This is a genomic window from Flavobacterium amniphilum (assembly GCF_023634845.1).
In the GTDB taxonomy this organism is placed as follows: Bacteria; Bacteroidota; Bacteroidia; order Flavobacteriales; family Flavobacteriaceae; genus Flavobacterium; species Flavobacterium amniphilum.
This window is the reverse complement of sequence record NZ_JAMLJL010000003.1, coordinates 271,675-298,643: the sequence shown is the minus strand read 5'-3', so window position 1 is coordinate 298,643 and position 26,969 is coordinate 271,675. Positions and strand designations below refer to the sequence as shown.

The following is a 26,969-nucleotide window of genomic DNA, read 5'->3' as shown; positions in this document are numbered from 1 at the left end:
TATATCTTAAAGTAATTAATCTAATATAATTTTTTGGGTGTGGTTTAAAGTATCTCCGTTAAGTTTGATGATGTAAACCCCAGCTTGAAGATGACTTAGATTAAAAGTTTTTTCTGTAGAAAAATCAACTTTATCTTTTGTATAAACGATACGGCCATTCAGATCTACAATCTGTAAATTGGTTAAGCCGGCAAAAGAGTTAATCTTAATGTTTACCAAGCCATTTGAAGGGTTAGGATAAATTAGAATATTGTTTTTGTCAAAGTCGTTAACAGCTAATGTACAGTTTGGTCCGGGTGCGGGAGTTAAGAAGCTTTCCGTTTGATCCTGGATGTTAGGTGTTGAATTTGTATTGGCACCTGCTGAAGCTGCTGTTCCAAGGCCTCTTCTGGCAAAAGTTGCCCAGATTAGACAAAAATCCTGTCCGCCAGTTGTATTTTGATCTGCTGTGATAATTGCATCCCTACATTGAATAAACGAAGGATTGGCTGGAGTTAATTTAAGAGCATCAAGTACTAAGCGCATGACTTTGTTGTTTCCGGCAGTACCATTGTATATATTTGAACTGTATCCGTACTTGTCAATGTAATCCCATGCTAAATCCCATAACATGGCACACCAGATTGAACCAACTCCGTGTACGTTTATTTTGTCTAATCCATCACTTGGGTCATTGTACCATTGGTCGTTTGTATCACCATAAGTATGTGGATTTACTGCCAAATTTGTTGAATATCTGAATTCTCTGATTCCTTCCCCGGTTGTAGGTTCGTTAATGGAAAACGTTGCAATGCCTCTTGCGTCATTTCGGGTATCACCGGGCTTGATTTGCATCATTAGCCAAAACCAGTCAGACCATCCTTCTCCAGGTTGTTCAGCCGAATTTAAACCTGCTCCTCCACCAACTAAACGGGTTGAAATACCATGACCGTACTCATGAGCTATAATTCCGTTGTCAAAATCTCCGTCTGCATAAGCATAACTGTCAGGCGATGATAAACTTACATTTACTGTTCCGCTTGACATGGAAGTAATTAATGCTTCTCCGTCGGCTTGCGTCATACTTAAAGCAGGAATCGTGATTGTAGGATCATCTCCTGCCATTGATACTGTTCCGGCTGCATTATTTACAACCAAAACTGCTACTGCACCTGCATTTTGTGCTGCTTTGGCTTTTATGGCAAATGTACAGCTACCTCTTCTGACTACTGCAATTTTTCCGCTCAAAGCAGCTCCGTTTACTGCGGCTGTACAGGCATCAGAATTATCCGGAGTACCGTCATCAAATAAAACGAGGCTATTTGTCAGTGCTGCAGGAGCTATAGGTAAATGAGCATGTCCTTCGTTGAAGGCATTTTCAATGATCTGATAAGAAGTTCCTGTTAAAGTTCCGCTGGTTACGCTAAGATTTGAGAATTTTTTACCGCTGTTCCAAATATACATTTGCATTCTTGGTCTGCTTCCGTCAACCGGTGTTGCAAAGTTTGCATTGTTATATGTTGGAGTTGCTAAAAAAGAACCATCCTGTGCTTCAGCAAAAACATAGTCAGCTGTCGCAGCTCCTCCGCGTCCGTAATTAGAATTCTGGAAGTTACGGTTTGGTTCTGTAAAACCATATTGGTACCATAAATCATGCATGATGTTGTTCATGTAGAAAACATTTGTAATGGCTGCGTTGATATAGGTTTTAGGTGAAATTCCTGTTCCGCCGTAAGGATAGTCAAATGTAAGCGAAGGATAAGTTCCGGCCGAAGCATTTGCATACGTTGTTGGTGAAGCAGAATCAGTATCCATGAAATCTGAAGAAGCCCAAACATTATTACCTCTTGAATAGTTAAACAGTGCGGCCGGTGTAGTTCCCCCAACGGTTGTGCTTGTATTGTGCCATCCGTTTGGAGATGCGGCATTTGTTGATGGAGCAAGAATGGTTGTAGCTTCTGGATTTGTGATTAATTGTCTGGCGCTGTGATTCGGACTTTCATAATTCCACGGAATAACCCTGTAATTTGTCGTGCCCGGAGTTAAAAACGCTGATGGGCTTTCCTGCTTATAGAATTTGTTTAAGAATGAAGAATCAGTTTCAGCGTGTTTTTTATGTTTGGAATGATCGTGACCTGCAGTGCCACAACGTAAGACAAGGTCCCTTTTTTCAAGAATGCTTCCGGTTTGTGCATCAATTTGGACATTCCATAAATGATCTGTATTTTGGCTATAAAACTCATAACTCCATGCTAAACGCAATGTATTGTCTTTAGTCAGAAAGTAAATAAGTTTTGCGTTAACCGGATCTTCAGTCAGGTTGCCGTTGCTTAATTTGTATTTGTTTGATGTGTTTTCAATAACAGCTGAAGTAAATGTGCTTTCGCCAAGTGATGTTAATGCTTTTGAAAAACCATCCGTTACCGATAAAGTTGGGCGTGTTGCATTAATTTTGGCAGCGATATTGTTTAGAAAACCTTCAGGGGTATTGATGATTTCCCCATTTTTAATCCAAAAGTATAAATACGACTGTTGGATTTCTATTCCCTGATGGGATTGCTTGACGTAACAATTTTCGATTCCGGTTGTTTCTGAACTCGTAATGTTTTCTAAAAACCAGTCTTTGGAATCCTGTTCGGTCAATTGTAATTTTGGTGCATTTTGGTTGAAATACTGTTGAATTCTCTCATTTTTGCTTTGAGAATGCACAGAACTAAAACCTGCGAATGCGCAAAAAAGCGTCACAAGTAATTTTCTTTTCATAATATGCAGATTTTGAATTGTTTACTATCTGCTAATATATTCAATATTTTACATACTTCTGTAAGTTTTTATTCATTATTTGAGACTATTTTGTTAAAATTCAAGGCGTTACCGTCGGTTAACATGGAAATGAAGTGACAAATATGTAGTAAACGTTCATATAATGTCTCTTTTTCGATGTGTTGTTTCTCCGGTAGAATGCGTAATAAAAGGTTATCGAAGTTTGTGGCTTTTCCTTCGTGTTTGTTGTTGTAAGCCGTTATGAATTTATCCAGAAGATTGTTGATGATCTGGTATCCGTTGATTTCTTTTTCGATAACTTCCCTGCTTTGGTATATGTTTTTGACACTCAGTTTAATAATGTCATTCATTTGTGCATTGTATTTGCTTTTATCAGTCAATGCATAAGGAAATTTTCCCTGAAGGATGGCTTCTTCGTTTTCAATAAACACCTTAACGGTATCATTGATTAAACTTCCGATGGCTAAGGCACGCAAATAACTGATGCGGTCTTCTTTAGTGGTTAAGGCGTTGTATTTTGAGGAGTCAATCGAATCTTTTACCAGATTAATCAGGTATTCCAAGGCATAGTCTTCCGAAACAAGGCCTAGATTGATACCGTCTTCAAAATCAATTATTGTGTAACATATATCATCGGCAGCTTCAACCAAATAGGCAAGTGGATGTCTTTCGAAGCCAATATCATCTCCTGATTTATTGGGAATTAGTCCCAATTCATTTGCTACTTCCTTAAAAAAAGCTTTATCCTGTTGGAAGAAACCATACTTTTTATCGGCAATATTTGGAGTGGGTTTTTTGGGTAAACTTTCCTTTGGATATTTCATAAAAGCACCCAAAGTGGCATAGGTTAAGCGTAATCCGCCTTCAACACCTGGTCTTGAGCTTGTAACTACTGAAAATCCGTTGGCATTTCCTTCAAAATCAATTAAATCCTGCCATTCTTTATCGGAAAGTTGTTCTTTGAATTGTTTTCCTTTTCCAATTGAAAAATATTCTCCTATGGCTCTTTCTCCCGAATGTCCGAAAGGTGGGTTTCCGATATCATGAGCCAATGATGCTGCTGCAACGATTGCACCGAAATCATTCATGTGATAGCCATGTACTTCCTGCAAGTGCGGGTATTTTTCCAATATTTGTTTTCCTACCAAACGCCCCAGTGAACGGCCTACAACCGATACTTCTAAACTGTGGGTTAAACGTGTATGGACGAAGTCGGTTTTAGAAAGAGGAATGACTTGTGTTTTATCCTGTAAACTACGGAAAGCAGACGAAAATATAATCCGGTCATAATCGACTTCAAATCCTAAACGGGTGTCGTCTTGTTCTTTACGTAATCGTTTACTGGTGTCGCCTTGGCGTTTTAAAGATAAAAGTTGTTCCCAGTTCATCATTGGAATTTAGTTTTTTAGAATGTAGGTTTTAGTTTTTAGAATTTTTACGGATGTGGTTTTAACTTTCTTTCTTCATGCAGATACTGTTCTCCACGCCAATATACTGTCCGTAGTTGGGAATAAGATGATAGCCCGTTTTTTTATATAAGGCAATAGCACTTTCCAGTTTTGGCGAAGTTTCAAGTATGTAATTGTGATAACCAAAATCCTTTGCCCAATTTTCCAATTCTTCCAGAATAAGTCTTGCAATGCCTTTACCCCGTTGATCAGGATGTACAAACATACGCTTGATTTCGGCGGTGCTGTCGTTAAATTTTTTGAAAGCACCACAACCCACTGCCTCTTCGTTTTCGTAAACAACCAAGACATGGTCTAATTGTACATTGTTGTAGAAGGCAAAAAACTCTCTTTCTTCTCCATCAATATCCACAAGATATTCGTCAAAAAGTGCTGATAACGTTTTGAAGTCGGGATTGTCAGAAGTTGTACGAATAAGTTTCATTATTCCTTGTCGTTAGCCAGAAAGAAGACACGTGATTTTTTAGGGTATAAATTGTAGCTTTTATCACTCGGATTCTCAATAACCGTTTTAATATTAATCAGGTCTCCTAATTTGAAATTCTTTTCAGTGTATTGGTAGTCCAATAAATATTCGCCACAGAAGTAATTGCCGTGTTCGTCTTTTTCGATGATTCCTGTATAGATTCCTTTTTTATCTTTTGACATGTTATTTTATTTATGTACCAAATATACGCATTCGGGAAATAAAAAACAGCCATCATTTGACGGCTGTTTTAAAAACCTAAGCTGCTGATTTTATCAGTTCTAAAGAAATCTTAATCATTGACTTTAGTGTTGGCAGATTATTTTCATAATCTACCAAATTAGATACATCGACATTAGAACGTATTTTTTCTTTGTTTTTGATGTAAAAAGTCTTGCAGCTTTTATTGTAGCCAAGAACGAAAGCTATTTCGTCAAATTCCCCTTTGTTTAAAAAAGGAATCTTTGTAAATTCATTCGTTTCGTCTTGGTTAAATAACTCAATAAGGATTCGTTTCATTTCATGTGAATCAGAACTGTTGGATATTTTGAAAATTCTTTCCTCTCTTCCAAATGTATTACTTAGTTCTGAAGAATCATTATTAAAAAGCCTAATTTCTTTTAGAGTACCATTTTCTAAATGATTTTTAATGAAATACCTCGGTGGGGCTTGTCTTAACTCTAAATAATAGTTAGAAACCCCTTTTGCTCTCATGAAATTATTAAATGCATTTTCAAATATTGTCTTGACACCATGATTTTCTTTTCTTTCCACTATCAGATAACCATATTTTAGGTTTTTAGGTACATAAATCAAATAGAAAAAACTTTTGGAGACTAAATCGTCAGTTTTAATATCTATAATTTTTTCATTTGTCTCTCTGTTTCTTAATTTTCCTTCTTCACCGGTATATGATGATTCAAAATAACCAGTAATAGTTCTCTTTTCTTGATCTTTTTTCTGAATTCTATCAAGAGTGAATGTTCTATATTTTCCTTGATTATCTGTATAATCTCTTATATTACGGTGAATGTAACTGCAAAAATCATTTAATGTTTCTAATAAATCTTCTTCTTCATTGTAGAAGCTTAATACCTGTTGTTCTTTCGCTTTGTTTAAAATTGAAAAGCGATAAATTTCTAATTTAACCATGCTTGTTCTTTTAAAAATTACCTCAAGCCTTATGTGGCTTGACTTTGAAAAATTGTTATAAATTTCTGTAGATAATTTAACTTAGAAGAAGAATTATTTTATACTTTTGAGGCATAAAATAAGCGGGTGAGGTAACCCTTACCTTCTGCATAAAACTTAAATATTTTTTGGATCCGACCCCGTAAAAAATTAAGTTTTCCAAGTTAGGGATATCCACGGATGTCCCTTTTTTATTTTCTTTCTTTCCCTCGCTTATATGTTTAGTTAATATTCTTTAAAAAGGCTTCAATTATGAAGCCTTTTGTTTGTTTTATAAATATCCTTAAGATCCACACATTTCACAATCTTCCGGACCGGCATTTTTGGCCAGTTCGATCATGGCTCTGTATTCTTCAACACTCATGGAAGTTGGTTCTTCCACTACTTCGATGGATACTGCCTGTGCTTCTTCTTTAACTTCTACCGGTTCTGCTTTTTTCTCGTTGTTCAGGGTGAACTTGATCGCATCAACTGCCGCTTTGGTTCTCAAATAGTACATTCCTGTTTTTAAACCTGACTGCCAAGCGTAGAAATGCATTGAAGTCAGTTTTGCATACGTAGCGCCTTCCATAAATAAATTCAATGACTGTGACTGGTCAATGAAATAACCACGTTGGCGGGACATATCGATAATGTCTTTCATCGACATTTCCCAAACAGTTTTGTATAGTTCTTTCAAATCCTGCGGAATCGCTTCGATATTTTGTACCGAACCATTGTGGCGCATGATTTGTTGTTTTAACTCTTCATTCCATAATCCACGTTTTACCAAGTCTTCCAGTAAGTGTTTGTTCACTACGATAAACTCTCCTGAAAGTACACGGCGGGTATAAATGTTTGAAGTGTAAGGTTCGAATGCTTCGTTGTTTCCTAAAATCTGAGAAGTAGAGGCTGTTGGCATTGGTGCCATCAGCAATGAGTTGCGTACACCGTTCTCCATTACTTCTTTTCTTAAAGAAGCCCAATCCCATCTTCCTGATAAGTCTGAATCCTGTAATCCCCATAAGTTGTATTGGAATTCTCCTTGTGAAATCGGTGATCCTTCAAAAGTTGAGTACGGACCTTCTTCTTTCGCCATTTCCATTGAAGCGGTTACGGCTGCAAAGTACATGGTTTCGAAAATTTCCTGGTTCAATTGTTTTGCTTCGTCGCTGGTGAAAGGCATTCTCAACAGGATGAAAGCATCGGCTAATCCCTGAACTCCCAATCCTACCGGACGGTGGCGCATGTTTGAATTCTCCGCTTCTTTTACCGGATAGTAATTTCGGTCAATTACTTTATTTAAGTTTCGGGTTACACGTTTGGTAACCGAGAATAATAATTCATGGTTGAATTTTCCGTTTTCCACAAACATCGGTAACGAAATAGAAGCCAGGTTACATACTGCAATTTCATCTGCAGAAGTATATTCCATGATTTCCGTACATAAGTTGGATGAACGGATGGTTCCTAAATTCTTTTGGTTGGATTTACGGTTGGCTGCATCTTTGTACAACATGTAAGGCGTTCCTGTCTCAATTTGTGATTCAAGGATTTTCTCCCATAATTCACGGGCTTTGATGGTTTTTCTTCCTTTGCCCTGTGCTTCGTATGAAGTATATAAAGCCTCAAACTCATCGCCGTAAACATCATACATTCCCGGACATTCGTTCGGACACATCAACGTCCAATTGGCATCTTCCTGAACGCGTTTCATGAATAAATCAGAAGTCCACATGGCGAAGAATAAATCTCTCGCACGCATTTCTTCTTTCCCTGTATTTTTCTTTAAATCTAAGAAATCAAAGACGTCAGCATGCCAGGTTTCAATATAAATCGCAAAGCTTCCTTTGCGTTTTCCACCACCTTGATCTACGTAGCGCGCCGTGTCGTTAAAAACTCTCAGCATCGGGACAATCCCGTTTGATGTTCCGTTTGTACCACGAATATAAGATCCTGTTGCACGAACGTTGTGAATTGATAAACCGATTCCTCCCGCAGATTGCGAGATTTTAGCAGTTTGTTTCAACGTGTCGTAAATTCCGTCGATACTGTCATCCTGCATTGCTAATAAGAAGCATGAGGACATTTGTGGTTTTGGAGTTCCTGCGTTGAATAATGTAGGTGTAGCGTGCGTGAAGAATTTTTTAGACATTAAGTCGTATGTTTCAATCACTGCATCCAAATCGTCAAGGTGGATACCCACAGATACACGCATTAACATGTGTTGTGGACGCTCCACGATTTTACCGTTGATTTTCAGTAAGTACGAACGCTCTAAGGTTTTGAACCCGAAATAATCGTAGTTGAAATCACGGTTGTATATAATGTGCGAGTTTAAAAACTCGGCATTTTCCATAATTACTTTATGTACTTCTTCTGATAAAAGAGGTGCTTCCTGATTGGTTCTCGGATTTACATAGTGGAACATTTCGTTCATCGTTTCTGAGAACGATTTGTTGGTGTTCTTGTGTAAATTCGAAATCGCGATACGAGCGGCTAATTGTGCATAATCCGGATGGGATACCGTCATCGAAGCGGCAGTTTCTGCAGCTAAATTGTCTAATTCCGAAGTGGTTACCCCGTCATACAGTCCTTCAATAACACGCATGGCTACTTTTACCGCATCCACCATGTCATTTAATCCATAGCATAATTTTTTAATTCTGTCTGTGATCTTGTCAAACATCACCGGCTCTTTATGGCCATCTCTTTTTACTACGTACATAGTTTTAGTTTTGTGAAAGCAAACAATCCCTTCTTTGCTTTCTGGTTCTTATTTGATTTTATTTGTGATTCAACGCAGGTCTCCCGGCCTTTAACGCGTTTTATTTTTATTCCGAATGGTTTTCAGGAGCTTAATCCTGCTTTCGCCTGTATCTTTTTATCTCGTTTGGCACGAGACAAAAAGGATGCCGGCTCTATCAGGGCTAGGGCTCATCATTCCGTTCAGAATGTTCTTTTAAATTGTAATGAAGCAGGTTGTTTCTGTCCTAGAAATCGGCGTCGAAACTTATTTTATTGGCATCAGTGTCATTGTTCATCACGCCTGCTTTTTGGTATTCTGCTACACGTTTTTCAAAGAAATTCGTTTTCCCCTGTAGCGAAATCATATCCATAAAATCGAATGGGTTCGAAGAGTTGTATTCTCTTTCGCAACCTAATTCAACTAATAATCTGTCGGCAACAAATTCTAAATATTGTGTCATTAAAGTCGCATTCATACCAATTAAGCTCACCGGAAGTGATTCGGTAATAAATTCGCGTTCAATGTTTAAGGCATCTACAATAATTTCCCTGATTCTTGCTGTCGGTACTTTGTTTACCAAGTGGTGGTTATGCAAGTGCACCGCAAAGTCACAGTGAACTCCTTCGTCACGCGAAATCAACTCGTTTGAGAATGTTAATCCCGGCATTAAACCTCTTTTCTTTAACCAGTAAATTGAACAGAATGCACCCGAGAAGAAAATTCCTTCCACTGCTGCAAAGGCAATCAAACGCTCGGCAAATGAATCAGATTCAATCCATTTCAATGCCCAGTCTGCTTTCTTTTTGATTGCAGGGAACACATCAAGAGCATGGAATAATTCGTTTTTCTCTGCGTCGTCTTTTACATAGGTGTCAATTAATAAAGAGTAGGTTTCGCTATGGATGTTTTCCATCATAATCTGGAAACCATAGAAGAATTTAGCTTCAGGATATTGTACTTCGTTTACAAAGTTTTCCGCTAAATTTTCATTCACAATTCCATCAGAAGCAGCAAAAAATGCTAAAATATGTTTGATGAAATATTTCTCGTCGTCATTTAATTTATTGTTCCAATCCGATAGATCCTGGTGTAAATCAATTTCTTCAGCAGTCCAGAAACTGGCCTCCATTTTTTTGTACCATTCCCAGATGTCGTGGTGTTTGATAGGAAAAATAACAAATCGGTCTTTGTTTTCTTGTAAAATGGGTTCCATGGTAGCCATAGCTATTTGAAAATTAGTGTTTTAAAAAAATGATTGTTTGTCTTGATCGGGACTACAAAGATTCGAATTTGTAATCAAAAATGAAAGACATAGTTATTCACAATTTCTTTGAGTTTTTAACAACCCAGTAAAATCAAGGGGTTTCAGTTGTTTTGATGTAACAATCTGATAGTCAAATCAGTAAAAATTTTTAATTTGGTGAACTACTGTAAAATAAGGAGTTAAGTAAGGTGTTGAAAAGCCTGTAAGGAGGTTTATTTTTTCAATTCTTCAGCTACTTTTTCAAGTTCTTCATACCATTCAATCCCAAAACGGCGTATCAATGCTTCTTTGACAAATTTGTACACCGGAACTTCTAATTCTTTTCCTAACGCACAAGCTGCCGAACAAATGTCCCAACGGTCGTAATTTACCGCCTGGAAACTGCTGAATTCTTTTACGCGGATAGGGTATAAATGGCAGGAAACCGGTTTCTTCCAGTCGATAAGCCCCTGATTGTAGGCTTGCTCAATACCGCAAAGTGCTGTTTCTCCGTCAAAAATAACATAGGCACAATCCTTATCATCGATTAAAGGTGTGCCCAGTTCATTGTCTTTGTCTGTAACCCATGTTCCTTGTGCTTCGATCGCGGCAATCCCTTCCGGACGTAAAAATGGTTTTACAACCGGGTAGATTTTTTCCAAAATCGCAGTTTCTTCTTCTAAAAGGGGAGCGCCCGAATCGCCGTCAACACAACATGCACCTTTACAGGCGGTTAGGTTGCAAACGAACTCTTTTTCTAAGATGTCTTCTGATACGATGGTTTTGCCTAATTGAAACATGGTGTCCTGAATTTTGAGCGGCAAAAGTACAAAGATTAATCACATATCATCACATGAATTGGTAATCTGATTTGTTAAATGTGAAGGCTTCTTTGTTTAATGCCGTGCATTGCATTTTTACACTTTTCGATTTGTCTTTTAAATGGGTATAATCCATTGATAATAATAACGGTTTTTCACCTGCTTTGAAAACTTCGTTGAATACATTTGGAATTCCTTGGTTTTGCTGTGATTTGAACAGTTCTGCAAAACTGACTTTGGCTTCGGTTGTGTAATAGAATACCATGCTTGATGAAGTGCTTGTGGCTTGGATTCCTTTGCAGTTGTAGCCTAGAATAACTTTGTTGGGTAATTTTTTAAAGGTGTATTTTTCCTGTTTGGTCTTTTGATCCTTATAATCCGGAATTTTGGATACCATGGCCATTTTCTTTCCTTTCTGGTTAAAACCGGTAACCATAGTCTTGTTTTTGGTATCCATGACCATCAGCATGTCGGAGCCTCTTTGGTTCATTTTGGCTCCATAATACGTGGCGTTGGGTTGTAAAAAATATTGGAAATTGATTGTTTTTCCTGATTGGGCTGTCATCTCCATATTGTATTTCCAGGTAAATGCATATTTGGCCGGGATTGTTGAAGGATCCACTTTGTTCTGCCTCGTCTTCATGGCCTCTACCATGGCTTTCTTTTGTGCTTCGGTAGGGGCCTGGGCAAATAGATTGGCGATTGTAAAGAATGTAATAAGGATTCCGTAAATTAATTTTGTGTTTTTCATAGTGTGTTAGTTATAATTATTTGTTGTTTTAGTGATATTCTCTGTTGTTGCTTTGTGTCTATGTTGTCTGTTGTTGGATCGATATTGTCGCTTGTTGAGCCTCTGTTGTCTGTTGTTGGGTCAATATTGCTGCTTGTTGAGCCTCAGTTGTCTGTTGTTGGGTCAATATTGCTGCTTGTTGAGCTTCAGTTGTCTGTTGTTGGGTCAATATTGCTGCTTGTTGAGCCTCTGTTGTCTGTTGTTGAGTCAATATTGCTGCTTGTTGAGCTTCTGTAAACTATTGCTGAGCCAATATAAATTGTTGTTGGGCCTCTCTTTTCTAATTACTATTCACTAATCACTAAGGACTAACCACTTGTACATCAGTAAATTTAAGAATAAATTACTTTATTTTGAATTGGAACCGATTTAAAATACCTTTGTAGGATAAAATTGATACGCTATGGCTTTTGACTGGAAAGAAGTTTTTACGGTAGGAATGGTTTTGTTTGCAGTAATCGATATTGTGGGGACAATTCCCATTATTGTTGATTTACGCAATAAAATAGGGCATATTCATTCCGAAAGAGCGAGTCTTGTCTCGGGACTGATTATGATTACTTTTCTGTTTGTAGGGGAGGAAATGCTTAAGTTTATTGGTGTTGATGTGAAATCTTTTGCCGTTGCCGGTTCTATTGTATTGTTTTTTCTTTCGTTGGAAATGATTTTGGGAATCAGTATTTATAAAGATGACGAGCCAAAAACCGCCAGTATTGTGCCTATTGCTTTTCCGTTGATTGCGGGAGCGGGAACAATGACAACCTTACTTTCATTACGTTCTGAATACCAGTCTATTAATATTGTTGTGGCGATTCTGATCAATATCATTATTGTATATGGGGTTTTAAAGCTTTCGGGTAAAATTGAACAAATGCTGGGACAAACCGGTCTTGGTGTTATCCGAAAGGTGTTTGGTGTTATTTTACTGGCAATTGCTGTTAAATTATTTGCCGCTAATGTTAAAGGATTGTTTGTTTAAAAAAGAATGCCCTAAATTTGTCCCAATAATAAATACGTGATGAAAATTTTTACCTACATAGTTTTAGCTTTAGCACTTGTATTAATCGGGATCAATGTGATGAATCTGGATTTTAAAAATCTGTTTGAAGGAGATAGTCTTGTGGCATTAATTGGTATTTTGGCCATTTTGTGTGCTGTAGTGATTCTTTTGATCTTCAGGGTTTCCAAAGCTATTGATGAAAAATTAAAAAAGCATTCGTAAATGTTTGATGTTCTGATTATTGGTGGTGGAGTCTCAGGCGTTTCCTGTGCTTTGATTTTAGGTTCTGCCCATAAAAAATCCTTTGTCCAGGATAAGAAAATTGCAATTATTACCCACCAGAAAGCGTCTTCACTACAAGATGCTGTTTTTTTTAATGCCTATGGTGTTCCTTCAGGTAAATTAGGTTCTGATATACTAACCGAAAGCACGGAACATCTGAAAAATGATTATCCTCATATCGGGCAAATTGAAGATGAAAAGGTGTTGAAAGTTGTTTTAACCGATGGGATTTATGAAGTAACGACTAATAAAAAGGTGTATGTTTCAAAAATTGTTGTGGTAGGAATAGGTTCTTCTAATTTATTTGCCATTGAGGGTTTGACGGAATATGTCGAACCACATCAAAAATCATTGCCTGAAAAGCAACGCATTCAATTGCGTAATATTGATCAAAAAGTGGCTGATAATCTTTATGTCTGCGGAACATTGGCCGGTCACAGAAGTCAATTGGCAATTGCGTCAGGAAGTGGTGCGGCAGTTGCAACAGATATTCTGGTGTTATGGAATAATGGAGTTGAAACTCACAGTCACGACAGTATCCGGTTAAAATAAAATTAATGCTTTAAAGCTTCTTTGATCATGGTGTCTTCTTTCAGAATTATTCTGAAATAATCTGTATCTCCGAGAAGTTGTCGGCAAAACTCAGCTGTCAGGTATCTTTTTACATAAGATTTACTTAGGGAAAGGTCAATATAACCATCCGTTTTGGCAACGAATTCTTTGAATAGATTGAAATATTCATCGGTTCCGTTTACTTTGGAATAGATTTGGGAATAATTCATCTTTTCAAATTCCTTTCTTTTGGCGTCAATTGATTTAAAAGCAAAATTGGTTACAACGCCTGATTGCATTAAAATGGGGATTACTTCATTTCCTTTTGATGCTTCCAATGGTACAAAAACATCAGGAACAATTCCGCCTCCGCCATATACGATCCGGCCTTTTGGTGTTTTGAATTTTAAAGTATCGGCTATTTTGATGCTGTCTTTTGCATACAGTTCGCCATTATGGTAGCGGTTCATGAAATCATTGAAATATTCTTCAGATCCATGATTGTAAGGTTTTTGGATGGAACGGCCTGTTGGAGTATAATATCTCGCAACGGTTAAGCGTACACTTGATCCGTCTTTGAACGGCATTTCACGTTGTACTAATCCTTTTCCGAATGAACGGCGTCCAATGACAAGTCCTCTGTCGTTATCCTGAATGGCTCCTGCAATAATTTCACTCGCAGATGCCGAATTTTCATTGATCAAAACGGTAATTTTTCCGTTCTCAAAAGTACCATCGTTTGTGGCGAATGTTTTGTCAATGCGGCCTTTTTTGTTTTTGGTAAAAACAATCAGTTTCTTTTCTTTCAGAAATTCATCGGCTATTTCTACTGCTTCTTCCAAATATCCTCCGCCATTATCTCTTAAATCCAAAACCAATGAATTCGCCTTACTGTTGATGATTTGTGTCAGTCCTTTTTTGAATTCTTCGAAAGTGGTTTCTGCAAAACGGTTGATTTTGATGTAACCGGTGTTTTTGTTTAGCATGATGGCGATGTCAACACTTTTTACCGGAATAACATTGCGTGTAATTTCAAAGTTTAATTTTTTCTTTTCAGATTTGCGGTAAACGGTCACATTGACTTTGGAGTCGATTTCTCCTTTTAATATGTCATAAAGCTTTTCGGTATTGACTTTCTTGCCGAAGAGTTGTTTTTTGCCGGCAGTTAAAATCCGGTCACCGGCTTTGATTCCGGCTTTGTAGGCAGGTCCGTCTTTTATCGGACTGATAACGGTAACAGTGTCGTTCTCAATAAAAAAATTAACACCAATACCTACAAAATCACCACGCATGTTCTGTGCTTCAGTTGCAGCGTCATTTTTAGCGATATAGATAGAGTGTGGATCAAGTTTTTCTAAAATTCCTGTTACGGTCTGATCTACTATAGAGTCGGTATTAACGTCGTCAACATATTCCGAATCAATAAAATCGATCAGTTTGTTGAGTTTTTGCTTGGTTTCGTTTTGTGTAACGATTTGTGGTGCAACAGGTGCTTTGATAAATATACCGCCCAAAAGGAATCCTACGGCTACTGCCGAAAAAATAAGTAAGGGTAAGTATACTTTATCTATTTTCATTATTCTAAGTCTTCAATGTGTTTTACTTCAACGCCAGCTTTTAAAAGAAATTGTAACCCTGAATCATCTTTGTAGCCTTCGTGGTATACAACGCGTTTAATGCCTGACTGGTGAATCAGTTTGCTACATTCCTTACAAGGTGAAAGAGTTATGTATAAGGTAGCGTCTTTGCATGATTGTGTTGAATTGGCTACCTTTAAAATAGCATTGGCTTCAGCATGTAAAACATACCAGTGGGTTAAATTGTTTTCGTCTTCACAGCAATTTTCAAATCCTGACGGTGTTCCGTTGTAACCGTCTGAAATAATCATTCTGTCATGCACAATAATCGCGCCAACCTGCTTTCTTTTGCAATACGAAAGTTTGCTCCATTCTTTTGCAAGGCGGAGGTATGCTTTGTCGTATTTGTTCATTTTTTTTTCTTTCATTTTATCTGTTCCAGATTGGACTGTGAATAATCATCGGGATAACCACTCCTATAATGAATGCTGACATAACCAGTGTCCAGTCTCTTTTTGAGAATCTGAATACGGTTTGTACGATATAGGATAAAATCAGTACTATAAATACTACGATGATTTGCGCGGCTTCAATTCCTAATGCGAATTCTCCTAATGGTAAAAGTTTGTCTGATGAACTTCCGGGTAATATGGTTTTGAAATAATTGGAAAAACCTAATCCGTGAATAATACCAAAAAACAAGGTTACTATAGCAATCAGGCTTATGCTTTCTGCTTTGTTGTTCTTTCCTGCGGTGAATAAATTGTATAATGCTACTATTAAGATGGTGATAGGAATCACAAATTCCACCAGATTTTCACGGATATACATAATGTTGTATACCGAAAGTATTAATGCGGTTGTGTGTCCGATTGTAAATAAGCTGACAAGGATGAATAATTTTTTCCATTCATTAAATGAATAAGGAACGGTAAGTCCAATAAGGAAAAGAACATGATCGTAAGCATTGATGTCCAGGACGTGTCTCAGTCCCATTTGAAAGTATAGCCAAAACTCTTGCATGGTGATAGATATTAGGAAAACCAAACATACAAAATTTATTTGTCTTTGGGATTTTATTGGTAACCGTAATTTTTTGAAAACATTTTTTTAATGAGTACATTTGTAAGAAATTAAAATACATACTTATGTCAATCTCTGATTTATTTGATAGTGAATTTAAAGCAAGAAATAAAGGGCATTTTTCTGCTATTGTGCGTGTTGCCATTGCTGATGGTGATTTAAGCGAAGAAGAAAAACTTTTCCTGGACAAATTGAAAAGCCGTCTTGAAATTTCTGATGCAGAATATGAAGAAATTTTAGAAAACCCTACAAAATATCCAATTAATCCACCTTCTTTACATGTGCAACGTATCGAGCGTTTGTATGATTTGTCAAGAATGGTGTATGCTGACCACGTTTTAGGGCCTAAACAAAAAGAAATTGTTACAAAATTTGCTTTGGCGTTAGGTTTTACACCTGGAAATGTTGGTTATATCGTGGATAAGGCTTTTTCTCTTTTAATGCTGAATGTTGATTTGGATACTTTTGTGTACGAGATGCAACATATGAATAAATAACAAATTACAGTTGTAAATAAAAAGAGCCATGCATTGCATGGCTCTTTTCGTTGTATGTATGTCTTTTTGATTAGATTTTAAAAGTTATTACTGGTTTATGTGCGTGATTTACTAAGCTTTCGCTTACGCTTCCGTTTAGGAAATGAGCCAAACCTTTTCTTCCGTGTGTACACATTCCGACTAAGTCAGCTTTCACATGATTTGCGAAATTTAAGACACCCGCTTCAATGTTTGCATCATTGTAAATGTGTGTTTGGTAATTCTGAATGTTGAATTCTTTGGCGAAATTATCGATGATTGATTGTGCTGTATGTGTCGATTTGAAATTATTCGGTGTATTGATGTTTAGTAAGTGTAGTGTAGCTCCGAAGTCATTTGCAAGTTCAACAACCCTTGCGAAAGGTTTTTTGATTTCATCAGAAAAATCAGAAGCAAATACAAAATTATCAACTGTGAAGTTGCTTTTGTCATCTTTGATGATTAAAACAGGTATTTCGGAGTTTCTGACTACTTTTTCAGCGTTGGAGCCAACGAACATTTCTTTCATGCCGTTTGCGCCATGTGAACCCATTACGATTAAATCAATATCGTGGTTTTTTCCAATTCTCATAATGCCTTCATGTGCAAGATCTAATTGGACGATTTCGGAAACAGCAATTCCGTCAAGGTAGTCGCGATCCAATAATTCTTCCATTTTTTTTAGAACAGCATTTTTGAAGAACACTACTTCGGGAATGTCTAGGCCTTGAGTTATGGCGTCGTTTTCTTGATGTGGTAATTCGAGCATGTGAACCAGAATGATTTCTCCGTCATTTTTTTTGGCAATTTGAGCGGCTACTTTTAAGGCATACTCTGCATGTTCAGAAAAATCTGTGGGAACTAATATTCGTTTCATAATTTTTTGATGTTTTGAGATTAAAATTAAGTTCTTGACCAAAGCATACTTTAAAGGTAAGAAAAATTTTAACATAATGCAATAATTTCATTATTAGAAAAAAAGTAGTATATTTGCACCATTATTTAGTAGTTTTTTAAATAATGAGGCACGCAGAGCGTGCCTCTTTTTATACAATATGGGATTTAAAGAAAAAGTAAAGCAATTATTGAATGATGGTCTGGCAGAGTATCCGGATCTCTTTTTGATTGATTTGACCATTACGGATGCTAATAAAATTATTGTAACTTTAGATGGTGATAACGGGGTGCAATTGCAGGATTGTATCAATATCAGCCGGGCTATTGAACATAATCTGGACAGGGAAGAGCAGGATTTTGCATTGGAAGTGGCTTCTGCCGGTGTTTCCGCGCCTTTGAAGTTGGTGCGTCAGTTCAGAAAAAACATTGGAAGAACACTTAGTGTGAAAACCAAAACCCAGACAATTGAAGCAAAGTTGACAGATGTGTCTGAGGAAAATATAACATTGGAATGGAGTTCGAGAGAACCGAAAAAGATAGGAAAAGGAAAAGAAACAGTACTGCATAACGAGAAAATAGTGTACGATGAAATCGTGGAAGCAGTGGTTACTATAATATTTTAAATTAAAGAGTTGGCATGGAGAATTTAGCATTAATCGATTCGTTTTCAGAGTTTAAAGATGATAAACTGATAGATCGTGTAACGCTTATGGCGATTTTAGAAGATGTATTTAGAAATGCATTGAAGAAAAAATACGGTTCAGATGATAATTTTGATATCATCATCAATCCTGATAAAGGTGATATGGAGATCTGGAGACGTAGAGTTATTGTTGCAGATGAGGATCTGGATTTTGAAAATGAAGAAATTTCGCTTTCGGAAGCCCGTAAGATAGAGCCGGATTTTGAAATTGGTGAAGAAGTTTCGGAAGAAGTTAAATTAATTGATTTGGGTAGAAGAGCTATTTTGGCATTGCGTCAGAATCTGATTTCTAAAATCCATGAACATGATAATACAAATCTTTATAAACAATTTAAGGATTTAATTGGTGATATTTATACGGCAGAAGTGCATCACGTAAGACCAAAAGCAGTAATTTTGGTGGATGATGAAGGGAATGAGATTGTATTGCCGAAAGAAAAGCAGATTCCTTCAGATTTTTTCCGTAAAGGAGATAACGTTCGTGGAATCATTGAAAATGTTGAGCTTAAAGGGAATAAGCCGCAAATCATTATGTCAAGAACTTCTGAAAAATTCCTTGAGAAATTATTCGAACAGGAAATTCCGGAAGTATTCGACGGATTGATTACTATCAAAAAAGTGGTTCGTATCCCGGGAGAAAAGGCAAAAGTGGCTGTAGATTCTTATGATGACAGAATTGATCCTGTAGGAGCGTGTGTGGGAATGAAAGGATCTCGTATACACGGAATTGTACGTGAATTAGGGAATGAAAATATTGATGTGATCAATTATACAAACAATTTACAGTTGTATATCACGAGAGCATTGAGTCCGGCTAAAGTTTCTTCAATCAAAATTGATGAAGAAAAGAAAACAGCCGAAGTATATTTGAAATTAGAAGAAGTATCAAAAGCAATTGGACGTGGCGGACATAATATTAAATTAGCCGGACAATTAACAGGGTATGAATTAGATGTAATCAGAGAAGGTAATGTTGCGGAAGATGATGATGTTGAATTGACAGAGTTCTCAGATGAAATCGATGGTTGGATCATTGACGAATTTGCTAAAATCGGATTGGATACAGCAAAAAGCATTTTAAGTCAGGATGTTAACGATTTAGTTCGCCGTACTGATCTAGAAGAAGAAACCATTCTTGAGGTTATCAAGATTTTAAAAGAAGAATTTGAAGATTAATCACCTTAATCTAACAAATAAAAATAAATCATAAATAAAATTTATGTCTGAAGGAACAATTAGAATAAACAAAGTTTTAAGGGAATTTAATATTTCGTTAGAAAGAGCTGTCGATTTTTTAAAGGACAAGGGCTTCACTATTGAGTCTAATCCGAATACAAAAATTACTGACGAAATATATAATGTCCTGTCAAATCAGTTTGCTGGTGATAAAGGCAACAAAGATGCTTCAAAAGAAGTTGGTGAAGAAAAAAGAAAAGAAAAGGAAGCATTGCGTTTAGAGCGTGAGCACGAACTTGAAGAAAAGCGTAAGCTTGATGAAGAGCGTGCACGTCAGGAAGTTATCAAAGCAAAAGCAAGTGTTATTGCTCCTAAGCAAGTGGGTAAAATTGATTTAAACCCAAAACCTGCTGAGGTAAAACCTGTCGAGGAAGAGCCTAAAGAAGAGGTTAAGCCTGTCGTTGTTGAAACGCCTAAAGAAGAGGTTAAACCTGTTGTGGTAGAAACGCCAAAAGTTGAGGTTAAACCTGAGCCTGTAATTGAGAAGAAAGTAGAGAAACCAGCTTCAAATCCTTCAGTTGAAGCAGCTCCTGCCGAAGAAACTCATGCTACTCAGTATACCAAACTATCGGGAGCAACTTTTACGGGACAAACGATCGATTTATCGCAATTTAATAAGCCTAAGAAAAAACCTGAGGATAAAAATCAGAATAATAAACCGGGTGGTAATAATAACAATGCAGCCGGCGCAGATAAAAAGAAAAGAAACAGGATTCCTTCAAAACCGGGACAACCGGGTCAAGGAGGAGGACAGCCAGGTCAAGGTGGGCAAAATAGACCTCAGGGACAAGGAGGTTTCAATAAACAAGGCGGAAATAGACCTTTTAATAAAGGGAATAACCAGCAGCGTCCGGCTATCGTAAAAGTTGAGCCAACAGAAGAAGAGGTTAAAAACCAAATCAAAGAAACCCTTGAAAGACTTCAGGGTAAAGGTAACAAATCAAAAGCGGCTAAATACCGTCGTGATAAGCGTGATTCACACCGTCAGCGTACTGAGGATGAATTACAGGCATTGGAAGAAGGAAGCAAAACCCTTAAAGTAACTGAATTCGTTACTGTTGGGGAGATTGCAACGATGATGGATGTGCCAATTACAAAAGTTATTGGTACTTGTATGTCATTAGGGATTATGGTGACCATGAACCAGCGTTTGGATGCAGAGACTTTAACAATCTTAGCTGATGAATTTGGTTTTGAAGTGCAATTTATTACTACTGATATTGAAGAAAATATCGTTGTGGTAGAGGATAAACCGGAAGAATTAGAACACAGAGCGCCTATTGTTACGGTAATGGGACACGTTGACCACGGTAAAACATCTTTACTGGATTATATCCGTAAAGCTAATGTAATTGCAGGTGAGTCAGGTGGTATTACACAGCACATCGGAGCGTACGGAGTTGAGTTGGAAAGTGGACAGGAAATTACTTTTCTAGATACGCCAGGTCACGAAGCGTTTACAGCGATGCGTGCCCGTGGTGCACAGGTTACCGATATTGCGATTATTGTAGTTGCTGCGGATGACGATATCATGCCACAAACCAAAGAGGCTATTTCTCACGCACAAGCAGCAGGTGTACCCATGATTTTTGCTATTAATAAAGTGGATAAACCAAGTGCTAATCCTGAAAAAATTAAGGAGCAATTGGCCGCTATGAATTTATTGGTAGAAGATTGGGGTGGTAAATATCAATCACATGACATTTCTGCAAAATTCGGACAGGGAGTTCCGGAATTATTGGAAAAAGTATTATTAGAAGCTGAAGTTTTAGAACTAAAAGCTAATCCAAATAAACCGGCTTTGGGAACTGTTGTGGAAGCCCAGTTGGATAAAGGACGTGGATATGTTTCTACTATTTTGGTGCAAGCCGGAACGTTGAAAGTTGGAGATTACGTTTTAGCAGGAAGAAACCACGGAAAAATCCGTGCGATGTTCGACGAAAGAGGTAATCAGGTTAAAGAAGCAGGGCCGTCAACACCAGTGTCAATCTTAGGATTGGATGGTGCGCCAACAGCTGGTGATAAATTCAATGTTTACGAAGATGAAAGAGAAGCGAAGCAAATTGCTGTTAAACGTACTCAATTGCAACGTGAGCAATCAGCAAGGGTTAAGAAACATACAACACTTGAAGAAATTGGACGTCGTATTGCTTTAGGACAGTTTAAAGAATTGAACATTATCCTTAAAGGTGATGTGGATGGTTCGGTTGAAGCATTATCAGATTCATTTTCTAAATTATCAACAGAAGAAATTCAAGTTAACATCATCCATAAAGGAGTAGGTGCTATTACAGAATCTGATGTTATGTTAGCTTCTGCTTCAGATGCAATCATTATCGGATTTAATGTAAGACCTGCAGGAAATGCTAAACAATTGGCTGAAAAAGAAGAGATCGATATCCGTAATTACTCGATTATTTATGCGGCTATTGATGATTTACGTGATGCAATGGAAGGTATGCTTTCTCCGGAAATGAAGGAAGAAATCACCGGTACGGCAGAAATCAGAGAGTTGTTTAAAATCTCTAAAGTGGGGACTATTGCCGGATGTATGGTTACCGATGGTAAAATCTTACGTGCAAATAAAATCCGTTTAATCCGTGAAGGTGTAGTAATTTACACTGGAGAATTAATTGCCTTGAAACGTTTCAAAGACGATGTTAAGGAAGTTTCCAAAGGATATGACTGTGGTATGCAGATTAAAGGATACAACGATATTCAGGAATACGACATCATTGAAGGATTTACTGAAGTTGCAGTTAAGAAAAAATTGAAATAATTTTGAAATAATAGTAATTGAAAAGCCCGGTCTTTATGATTGGGCTTTTTTTATGTTTATTGGTATTATTTTTGTGGTTCACAATTAATTTAAATTAAATTCTCCATGAGATTATTGGTAATCGCATTAACGGCTTTGTTTTGTTTCTGTCAAAACACAGAGAAAGAATCAAGCAATAAGAAGAATTATTCGCTTTATACTAAAGAAGCATCCGCCTTTTGTAAAAAGAATAAGTTAGAAAATGGGTATTTTTTATTAGCCGATTTAGGTGTGCATTCGGGAAGAAAAAGATTGTTTCTTTATGATTTTAAAAAAGATACAATTGTCTCATCATATATGGTGAGTCATGGTTGCGGAGATAGTATGTGGGGAAATACTTTTACGAAGACTGATCCTAAAATAAGCAATGAAGCCGATTCCCATTGTTCGTCTGTTGGGAAATATGTGATAAAAGAAAGAGGTGTTAGCCAGTGGGGAATTCGGGTGAAGTATCTTTTATATGGTAAAGATAAAACAAATTCAAATGCTATGGATAGGGCAATTGTACTTCATTCCTGGGAAAAAATCCCACATGAGGAGGTTTATCCGCAAGGAGCTCCGGAAGGCTGGGGATGCCCTGCAGTTTCTAATGAGGCGATGCGCGAAATAGATAAAATACTCAAATTATCAAGAAAGCCGGTGCTTCTTTGGATTATAAAATAAACCCGATAGATTTCTATCGGGTTTATGTTTTATAAGATGTTAAGGGTATTAACTTTTCTCTTTGGTCAAATAATAAACCGGAATACCTGCCAACATGATTAAAACACCCCAACCGCATGTGCTGGTTCTGTCAATCAACAGCATCACACAAATTGCGGAAGCTATCAGTATATATAATGCAGGTAGGAAAGGATATGCAAAGGCTTTGTAAGGTCTTTCGGCATCCGGCATTTTTTTACGTAAGATAAAAATTCCGTAGATGGTAAGAATGTAAAAGATGATTACGATAATCATTACGAAATCCAACAAATCGCCATATTTACCGGTCAAACATAATGCAGAAGCCCAAATACACTGAATCCATAATCCCCACCCCGGGACACTGGCTTTATTCAGATTGGCTGCTTTTTTAAAGAATAAACCATCTTTCGCCATCGTGTAATAAACACGGGATCCGGCCATGATTAAACCGTTGTTGCATCCAAAAGTGGAAATCATAATCATCACAGCAATGATAATGGTTCCGGTTGCACCAAAAATATGTTCCGAAGCCACAACTGCAACCCTGTCAGAAGGAGCGAAGGCAATTTCTTCCAGTGGCATAACGGCTAGGTACATTACATTGGCTAAAACATAAATAATACTTACAATCAAAGTACCCAAGAATAAACTCAGGCCTACATTACGCTCCGGATTTTTAATTTCACCTGAAATAAAGGTTACGCCATTCCAGGCATCACTTGAAAATAAGGAACCTACCATCGAAGCAGCTATTGCAGAAAGTAATGTGAAACCGCCAATTTCGGTCCAAAGATTTGTCTCTTTGTTAAAGGATTTTGCTGTCCAGGCATTGGTCCAGTTTGTATCCCAAATATCACTTTTGGCAGCTAAAACCAATCCGAAAATGATCAATCCGAATAATGAAGCAATCTTGGTAATGGTGAATATTTTTTGGATTATTTTACCGTTTTTGACTCCTCGGCTATTAATATAAGTCAATAGGATAATAGTAGCAATGGAAACTAACTGGGCGGCACTTAATTTAAATGATCCGATTTCGATTAGGAAGTTGTTTTCACTAAAAGACGGAATTAAATAGGCGGCAAATTTTGAAAAAGCAACACCTACTGCAGCGATGGTTCCTGTTTGGATTACGGCAAAAAAGCTCCATCCGTATAAAAAAGCAATCAATTTATTATAGGCTTCTTTTAAATAAACATACTGCCCGCCGGCCTGTGGAAACATGGCGCTCAACTCGCCATAACTTACGGCCGCGGTCATTGTGATCAATGCTGAAACAATCCATATGAGTACCAGCCATCCGGCACTTCCTATATTTCGGGTGATGTCGGCGCTTACAATAAAAATACCCGAGCCGATCATCGATCCTACCACTAATAAAGTAGCGTCCAATAAGCCTAACTCGCGCTTAAAATGTTGTTTTTCTTCTTGCATAATTTTTGGGTTAGTTTCGATAAAGATATAAAAACTAATGTTTACTGGTTGTTTTTTTGTAATTTTAAGGATTAATCAATATGGTCATGGAAACGAATAAAGAGTACACAAACGGTGAAGTAACCATTGTGTGGAAGCCGCAACTTTGTGCCCATTCGGCAATTTGCGCCCGAGGATTACCCGGAGTTTTTAAACCTAAAGAAAAACCATGGATTCATCCACACGGAGCAACTTCTGAGGAAATCATTGCACAGGTGGCAAAATGTCCTTCCGGAGCATTATCCGGATATTATAACAACGAAAAAGAGAACAGCTAATATGACTGAAAATGAATTGATCCTTAATCAGGATAAAAAGAGATTTGAATTGGAAGTAGAAGGTAAAACTGCATTTATAGAGTACATTTTAAGTAACGAAAATATCATTTTTTTGACGCACACCGAAGTTCCGAGAGAATTAGAAGGGAAGGGGGCGGGTTCTGCTATTGTTTCAAAAACATTGGATTATATTAAAGAGAAAGGTTATACGTTGGCGCCACTGTGTCCGTTTGTTGCTTCTTATGTCAAGCGTCATCCCGAACGGAAGGAAATTCTTGCCAAAGGTTATAATGTTTAGTAAATCTGATTACTGACAACTGTGACTGAATACTAAATTTCTATCTTTGCCAGATGAATGAAAATTTGAATCCGAATAAAGACAGGTTTACTTCTGAGGAAGTTGATATTGAAAAGGCATTGCGTCCTCTTTCTTTTGATGATTTCACAGGACAGGATCAGGTGTTGGAAAACTTGAAGATTTTTGTTCAGGCGGCTAATTTAAGAGGTGAGGCGCTTGACCATACATTGTTTCACGGGCCACCCGGATTAGGAAAAACTACTCTGGCAAATATTCTGGCTAACGAATTGGGTGTAAGCATCAAAATTACTTCAGGCCCGGTGTTGGATAAACCCGGAGATTTGGCCGGATTACTGACCAATCTGGATGAAAGGGATGTTTTGTTCATTGATGAGATTCACCGTTTAAGTCCGGTTGTGGAAGAATACCTGTATTCGGCGATGGAGGATTTCAAAATAGATATCATGATTGAATCAGGGCCAAACGCAAGGACTGTTCAAATTAATCTGAATCCTTTTACTTTGGTAGGAGCTACAACCCGATCGGGATTGTTAACCGCTCCCATGCGTGCCCGTTTCGGAATTCAATCGCGATTGCAATACTATAACACCGAATTACTGACTACCATTGTACAGCGTAGTTCTTCTATTTTAAGGATGCCAATTTCCATGGAAGCAGCCATCGAAATTGCCGGACGCAGCCGTGGAACGCCACGTATTGCAAATGCTTTATTGCGTCGCGTGCGTGATTTTGCCCAAATTAAAGGAAACGGTAAAATTGACATTGAAATTGCACGTTTTGCTTTAAAAGCATTGCATGTGGATGCAAACGGATTGGACGAAATGGATAACAAAATACTGACGACTGTCATTGATAAATTTAAAGGCGGGCCGGTAGGATTAACAACTTTGGCAACAGCTGTTTCCGAAAGTGGGGAAACCATTGAAGAAGTATATGAGCCGTTCCTGATTCAGGAAGGTTTCATTATCAGAACGCCGCGTGGACGAGAAGTTACCGAGAAAGCTTATAAGCATCTAGGAAGAGTGCGCGGAGCTAATCAAGGGGAATTGTTTTAGGGCATTTCCCTGCGGGTCGGGTCTTCCGCTATATCTTTTTTCGTTCCTCAAAAAGGATGCCGCTTCAACCCCTAATGCAAATGAATTCTAAAGAAAAATACTCGAATCTTATTAAAGCTGAAGCCTTACGCCTCGGGTTTCTTTCGTGTGGAATTTCCAAAGCCGGTTTTTTGGAAGAAGAAGCGCCCCGGTTGGAAAATTGGCTGAATAAAAATAGGCACGGTCAGATGTCGTATATGGAAAACCATTTCGATAAGCGGCTTGATCCTACATTACTGGTTGATGATGCAAAAAGTGTGGTTTCGCTTTTGTTGAGCTATTATCCATCAGAAGTGCAAAATCAGAACTCGTATAAAATTTCCAAATACGCATACGGACAGGATTATCACTTTGTAATCAAAGACAAACTTAAAGATTTATTACGTTTTGTCCAGACTGAAATTGGTGAAATCAGCGGAAGGGTTTTTGTGGATTCTGCACCGGTTTTGGATAAGGCTTGGGCGGCCAAGTCCGGTTTGGGGTGGATTGGGAAAAACAGTAATTTGATTACGAAGCAGGTTGGTTCGTTTTATTTCATCGCCGAACTGATTATTGATCTGGAATTGGAATATGATTATGCGACTACAGACCATTGTGGTTCCTGTACGGCCTGTTTGGATGCATGTCCAACCCAGGCAATTGTTGCGCCTTATGTTGTTGACGGGAGCAAATGCATTTCCTATTTTACTATCGAATTGAAAGAGCATATTCCGTTGGAAATGAAGGGGAAATTTAACGATTGGATGTTTGGTTGCGATGTTTGCCAGGATGTTTGTCCGTGGAACCGGTTCTCAAAATCCCATAATGAGCCGCTTTTTAATCCCAATCCGGAAATTTTATCTTACTCCAAAAAAGACTGGGAAGAAATAACCGACGATGTTTTTAAGAAAATTTTTAAAAATTCGGCAGTAAAAAGAACAAAACTGGAAGGATTGCAAAGAAATATCCGGTTTTTGAAAGATTAGGCTATAAAACTTTCTTACTTCA

Annotated in this window: 26 protein-coding genes; 12 read left to right on the top strand and 14 right to left on the bottom strand. The window is 37.6% G+C overall.

The window, feature by feature from the left end:
• Nucleotides 1–15 precede the first annotated feature (15 nt).
• From NAT51_RS05075 to NAT51_RS05035, 9 genes are all read right to left on the bottom strand, one after another.
• The gene (locus NAT51_RS05075) at nt 16–2,742 is read right to left on the bottom strand and encodes a T9SS-dependent M36 family metallopeptidase (RefSeq protein WP_250596009.1); all 2,727 of its coding nucleotides are present in this window, start codon (nt 2,740–2,742) and stop codon (nt 16–18) included.
• Nucleotides 2,743–2,810: 68 nt separating this feature from the next.
• Nucleotides 2,811–4,151 carry a deoxyguanosinetriphosphate triphosphohydrolase gene (locus NAT51_RS05070; protein WP_250596248.1) on the bottom strand — a complete coding sequence of 447 codons (1,341 nt, stop codon included), beginning with the start codon at nt 4,149–4,151 and terminating at the stop codon, nt 2,811–2,813.
• 61 nt (nt 4,152–4,212) lie between these two features.
• Nucleotides 4,213–4,656 (bottom strand): GNAT family N-acetyltransferase, encoded by a 444-nt coding sequence (locus tag NAT51_RS05065; protein ID WP_250596007.1) that lies wholly within the window; start codon nt 4,654–4,656, stop codon nt 4,213–4,215.
• On the bottom strand, nt 4,656–4,880 hold the full coding sequence (locus NAT51_RS05060) for a hypothetical protein (RefSeq protein WP_250596005.1): 225 nt from the start codon (nt 4,878–4,880) through the stop codon (nt 4,656–4,658). The genes NAT51_RS05065 and NAT51_RS05060 overlap by 1 nt, the downstream gene beginning before the upstream one ends.
• Before the next feature lie 76 nt (nt 4,881–4,956).
• Nucleotides 4,957–5,850: a hypothetical protein gene (locus NAT51_RS05055; RefSeq protein WP_250596003.1), complete on the bottom strand. Its 894-nt coding sequence runs from the start codon at nt 5,848–5,850 to the stop codon at nt 4,957–4,959.
• 322 nt (nt 5,851–6,172) lie between these two features.
• Complete coding sequence (locus NAT51_RS05050; RefSeq protein ID WP_250596000.1) at nt 6,173–8,596, bottom strand: ribonucleoside-diphosphate reductase subunit alpha; 2,424 nt, start codon at nt 8,594–8,596, stop codon at nt 6,173–6,175.
• Between the two features lie 265 nt (nt 8,597–8,861).
• Nucleotides 8,862–9,839: a ribonucleotide-diphosphate reductase subunit beta gene (locus NAT51_RS05045; protein WP_250595998.1), complete on the bottom strand. Its 978-nt coding sequence runs from the start codon at nt 9,837–9,839 to the stop codon at nt 8,862–8,864.
• 254 nt (nt 9,840–10,093) lie between these two features.
• Nucleotides 10,094–10,660, bottom strand: a complete 567-nt coding sequence (locus tag NAT51_RS05040) for a DUF3109 family protein (RefSeq protein ID WP_250595996.1) — start codon at nt 10,658–10,660, stop codon at nt 10,094–10,096.
• A 49-nt stretch (nt 10,661–10,709) separates the two neighbouring features.
• Entirely contained in the window at nt 10,710–11,432 is a 723-nt protein-coding gene (locus NAT51_RS05035) for a DUF4412 domain-containing protein (protein WP_250595994.1), read from the bottom strand.
• Nucleotides 11,433–11,874: 442 nt separating this feature from the next.
• Between NAT51_RS05035 and NAT51_RS05030 the strand changes: the two genes are divergently transcribed.
• From NAT51_RS05030 to NAT51_RS05020, 3 genes are read left to right on the top strand one after another with little or no spacing between them, the layout of a single operon-like run.
• Entirely contained in the window at nt 11,875–12,450 is a 576-nt protein-coding gene (locus NAT51_RS05030; protein WP_250595992.1) for a MarC family protein, read from the top strand.
• 39 nt (nt 12,451–12,489) lie between these two features.
• Nucleotides 12,490–12,693: a hypothetical protein gene (locus NAT51_RS05025; RefSeq protein ID WP_250595990.1), complete on the top strand. Its 204-nt coding sequence runs from the start codon at nt 12,490–12,492 to the stop codon at nt 12,691–12,693.
• Nucleotides 12,694–13,305 (top strand): FAD-dependent oxidoreductase, encoded by a 612-nt coding sequence (locus NAT51_RS05020; protein WP_250595988.1) that lies wholly within the window; start codon nt 12,694–12,696, stop codon nt 13,303–13,305.
• Nucleotides 13,306–13,307: 2 nt separating this feature from the next.
• On the opposite strand, the gene NAT51_RS05015 is transcribed toward NAT51_RS05020, so the two are convergent.
• From NAT51_RS05015 to NAT51_RS05005, 3 genes are read right to left on the bottom strand one after another with little or no spacing between them, the layout of a single operon-like run.
• Nucleotides 13,308–14,882 (bottom strand): S41 family peptidase, encoded by a 1,575-nt coding sequence (locus NAT51_RS05015; RefSeq protein WP_250595986.1) that lies wholly within the window; start codon nt 14,880–14,882, stop codon nt 13,308–13,310.
• The gene (locus NAT51_RS05010; protein ID WP_250595984.1) at nt 14,882–15,310 is read right to left on the bottom strand and encodes a deoxycytidylate deaminase; all 429 of its coding nucleotides are present in this window, start codon (nt 15,308–15,310) and stop codon (nt 14,882–14,884) included. Before NAT51_RS05010 ends, NAT51_RS05015 begins: the two co-directional genes overlap by 1 nt.
• 1 nt (nt 15,311) lies before the next feature.
• Nucleotides 15,312–15,905, bottom strand: coding sequence for a HupE/UreJ family protein (locus tag NAT51_RS05005; protein ID WP_250595982.1), 594 nt, complete (start codon nt 15,903–15,905; stop codon nt 15,312–15,314).
• Between the two features lie 125 nt (nt 15,906–16,030).
• Here NAT51_RS05005 and NAT51_RS05000 point away from each other — a divergent pair, with 125 nt between their 5' ends.
• Nucleotides 16,031–16,462 carry a tellurite resistance TerB family protein gene (locus tag NAT51_RS05000; RefSeq protein ID WP_250595980.1) on the top strand — a complete coding sequence of 144 codons (432 nt, stop codon included), beginning with the start codon at nt 16,031–16,033 and terminating at the stop codon, nt 16,460–16,462.
• A gap of 70 nt (nt 16,463–16,532) precedes the next feature.
• On the opposite strand, the gene NAT51_RS04995 is transcribed toward NAT51_RS05000, so the two are convergent.
• Nucleotides 16,533–17,357, bottom strand: a complete 825-nt coding sequence (locus NAT51_RS04995) for a universal stress protein (protein ID WP_250595978.1) — start codon at nt 17,355–17,357, stop codon at nt 16,533–16,535.
• A 178-nt stretch (nt 17,358–17,535) separates the two neighbouring features.
• Here NAT51_RS04995 and rimP point away from each other — a divergent pair, with 178 nt between their 5' ends.
• The 4 genes from rimP to NAT51_RS04975 all read left to right on the top strand — a co-directional run bounded on the left by rimP (nt 17,536) and on the right by NAT51_RS04975 (nt 22,797).
• Entirely contained in the window at nt 17,536–18,000 is a 465-nt protein-coding gene (gene rimP, locus NAT51_RS04990) for a ribosome assembly cofactor RimP (protein WP_250595976.1), read from the top strand.
• Nucleotides 18,001–18,014: 14 nt separating this feature from the next.
• The gene (nusA, locus tag NAT51_RS04985; protein WP_250595974.1) at nt 18,015–19,256 is read left to right on the top strand and encodes a transcription termination factor NusA; all 1,242 of its coding nucleotides are present in this window, start codon (nt 18,015–18,017) and stop codon (nt 19,254–19,256) included.
• Nucleotides 19,257–19,299: 43 nt separating this feature from the next.
• The gene (infB, locus tag NAT51_RS04980) at nt 19,300–22,095 is read left to right on the top strand and encodes a translation initiation factor IF-2 (protein ID WP_250595966.1); all 2,796 of its coding nucleotides are present in this window, start codon (nt 19,300–19,302) and stop codon (nt 22,093–22,095) included.
• 105 nt (nt 22,096–22,200) lie between these two features.
• Nucleotides 22,201–22,797, top strand: a complete 597-nt coding sequence (locus tag NAT51_RS04975) for a murein L,D-transpeptidase catalytic domain-containing protein (RefSeq protein ID WP_250595964.1) — start codon at nt 22,201–22,203, stop codon at nt 22,795–22,797.
• A 48-nt stretch (nt 22,798–22,845) separates the two neighbouring features.
• Here the strand turns inward: NAT51_RS04975 and NAT51_RS04970 are convergent, their stop codons facing one another.
• A complete protein-coding gene (locus tag NAT51_RS04970; RefSeq protein ID WP_250595962.1) occupies nt 22,846–24,252 on the bottom strand; it encodes an APC family permease in 1,407 nt (468 codons plus the stop codon).
• An 86-nt stretch (nt 24,253–24,338) separates the two neighbouring features.
• Here NAT51_RS04970 and NAT51_RS04965 point away from each other — a divergent pair, with 86 nt between their 5' ends.
• The 4 genes from NAT51_RS04965 to queG all read left to right on the top strand — a co-directional run bounded on the left by NAT51_RS04965 (nt 24,339) and on the right by queG (nt 26,947).
• The gene (locus NAT51_RS04965; RefSeq protein WP_250595960.1) at nt 24,339–24,569 is read left to right on the top strand and encodes a (4Fe-4S)-binding protein; all 231 of its coding nucleotides are present in this window, start codon (nt 24,339–24,341) and stop codon (nt 24,567–24,569) included.
• 1 nt (nt 24,570) lies between these two features.
• Entirely contained in the window at nt 24,571–24,867 is a 297-nt protein-coding gene (locus NAT51_RS04960) for a GNAT family N-acetyltransferase (protein ID WP_250595958.1), read from the top strand.
• Nucleotides 24,868–24,920: 53 nt separating this feature from the next.
• On the top strand, nt 24,921–25,943 hold the full coding sequence (gene ruvB, locus NAT51_RS04955) for a Holliday junction branch migration DNA helicase RuvB (protein WP_250595956.1): 1,023 nt from the start codon (nt 24,921–24,923) through the stop codon (nt 25,941–25,943).
• A gap of 80 nt (nt 25,944–26,023) precedes the next feature.
• The gene (gene queG, locus NAT51_RS04950; RefSeq protein ID WP_250595946.1) at nt 26,024–26,947 is read left to right on the top strand and encodes a tRNA epoxyqueuosine(34) reductase QueG; all 924 of its coding nucleotides are present in this window, start codon (nt 26,024–26,026) and stop codon (nt 26,945–26,947) included.
• Nucleotides 26,948–26,969: the final 22 nt, after the last annotated feature.

What these genes read in the sequence shown, in the direction of transcription:
- NAT51_RS05075 (WP_250596009.1), bottom strand. Translation starts at nt 2,742, where the DNA reads ATGAAAAGAAAATTACTTGTGACGCTTTTTTGCGCATTCGCAGGTTTT.
- NAT51_RS05070 (WP_250596248.1), bottom strand. Translation starts at nt 4,151, where the DNA reads ATGAACTGGGAACAACTTTTATCTTTAAAACGCCAAGGCGACACCAGT.
- NAT51_RS05065 (WP_250596007.1), bottom strand. Translation starts at nt 4,656, where the DNA reads ATGAAACTTATTCGTACAACTTCTGACAATCCCGACTTCAAAACGTTA.
- NAT51_RS05060 (WP_250596005.1), bottom strand. Translation starts at nt 4,880, where the DNA reads ATGTCAAAAGATAAAAAAGGAATCTATACAGGAATCATCGAAAAAGAC.
- NAT51_RS05055 (WP_250596003.1), bottom strand. Translation starts at nt 5,850, where the DNA reads ATGGTTAAATTAGAAATTTATCGCTTTTCAATTTTAAACAAAGCGAAA.
- NAT51_RS05050 (WP_250596000.1), bottom strand. Translation starts at nt 8,596, where the DNA reads ATGTACGTAGTAAAAAGAGATGGCCATAAAGAGCCGGTGATGTTTGAC.
- NAT51_RS05045 (WP_250595998.1), bottom strand. Translation starts at nt 9,839, where the DNA reads ATGGCTACCATGGAACCCATTTTACAAGAAAACAAAGACCGATTTGTT.
- NAT51_RS05040 (WP_250595996.1), bottom strand. Translation starts at nt 10,660, where the DNA reads ATGTTTCAATTAGGCAAAACCATCGTATCAGAAGACATCTTAGAAAAA.
- NAT51_RS05035 (WP_250595994.1), bottom strand. Translation starts at nt 11,432, where the DNA reads ATGAAAAACACAAAATTAATTTACGGAATCCTTATTACATTCTTTACA.
- NAT51_RS05030 (WP_250595992.1), top strand. Translation starts at nt 11,875, where the DNA reads ATGGCTTTTGACTGGAAAGAAGTTTTTACGGTAGGAATGGTTTTGTTT.
- NAT51_RS05025 (WP_250595990.1), top strand. Translation starts at nt 12,490, where the DNA reads ATGAAAATTTTTACCTACATAGTTTTAGCTTTAGCACTTGTATTAATC.
- NAT51_RS05020 (WP_250595988.1), top strand. Translation starts at nt 12,694, where the DNA reads ATGTTTGATGTTCTGATTATTGGTGGTGGAGTCTCAGGCGTTTCCTGT.
- NAT51_RS05015 (WP_250595986.1), bottom strand. Translation starts at nt 14,882, where the DNA reads ATGAAAATAGATAAAGTATACTTACCCTTACTTATTTTTTCGGCAGTA.
- NAT51_RS05010 (WP_250595984.1), bottom strand. Translation starts at nt 15,310, where the DNA reads ATGAAAGAAAAAAAAATGAACAAATACGACAAAGCATACCTCCGCCTT.
- NAT51_RS05005 (WP_250595982.1), bottom strand. Translation starts at nt 15,905, where the DNA reads ATGCAAGAGTTTTGGCTATACTTTCAAATGGGACTGAGACACGTCCTG.
- NAT51_RS05000 (WP_250595980.1), top strand. Translation starts at nt 16,031, where the DNA reads ATGTCAATCTCTGATTTATTTGATAGTGAATTTAAAGCAAGAAATAAA.
- NAT51_RS04995 (WP_250595978.1), bottom strand. Translation starts at nt 17,357, where the DNA reads ATGAAACGAATATTAGTTCCCACAGATTTTTCTGAACATGCAGAGTAT.
- rimP (WP_250595976.1), top strand. Translation starts at nt 17,536, where the DNA reads ATGGGATTTAAAGAAAAAGTAAAGCAATTATTGAATGATGGTCTGGCA.
- nusA (WP_250595974.1), top strand. Translation starts at nt 18,015, where the DNA reads ATGGAGAATTTAGCATTAATCGATTCGTTTTCAGAGTTTAAAGATGAT.
- infB (WP_250595966.1), top strand. Translation starts at nt 19,300, where the DNA reads ATGTCTGAAGGAACAATTAGAATAAACAAAGTTTTAAGGGAATTTAAT.
- NAT51_RS04975 (WP_250595964.1), top strand. Translation starts at nt 22,201, where the DNA reads ATGAGATTATTGGTAATCGCATTAACGGCTTTGTTTTGTTTCTGTCAA.
- NAT51_RS04970 (WP_250595962.1), bottom strand. Translation starts at nt 24,252, where the DNA reads ATGCAAGAAGAAAAACAACATTTTAAGCGCGAGTTAGGCTTATTGGAC.
- NAT51_RS04965 (WP_250595960.1), top strand. Translation starts at nt 24,339, where the DNA reads ATGGAAACGAATAAAGAGTACACAAACGGTGAAGTAACCATTGTGTGG.
- NAT51_RS04960 (WP_250595958.1), top strand. Translation starts at nt 24,571, where the DNA reads ATGACTGAAAATGAATTGATCCTTAATCAGGATAAAAAGAGATTTGAA.
- ruvB (WP_250595956.1), top strand. Translation starts at nt 24,921, where the DNA reads ATGAATGAAAATTTGAATCCGAATAAAGACAGGTTTACTTCTGAGGAA.
- queG (WP_250595946.1), top strand. Translation starts at nt 26,024, where the DNA reads ATGAATTCTAAAGAAAAATACTCGAATCTTATTAAAGCTGAAGCCTTA.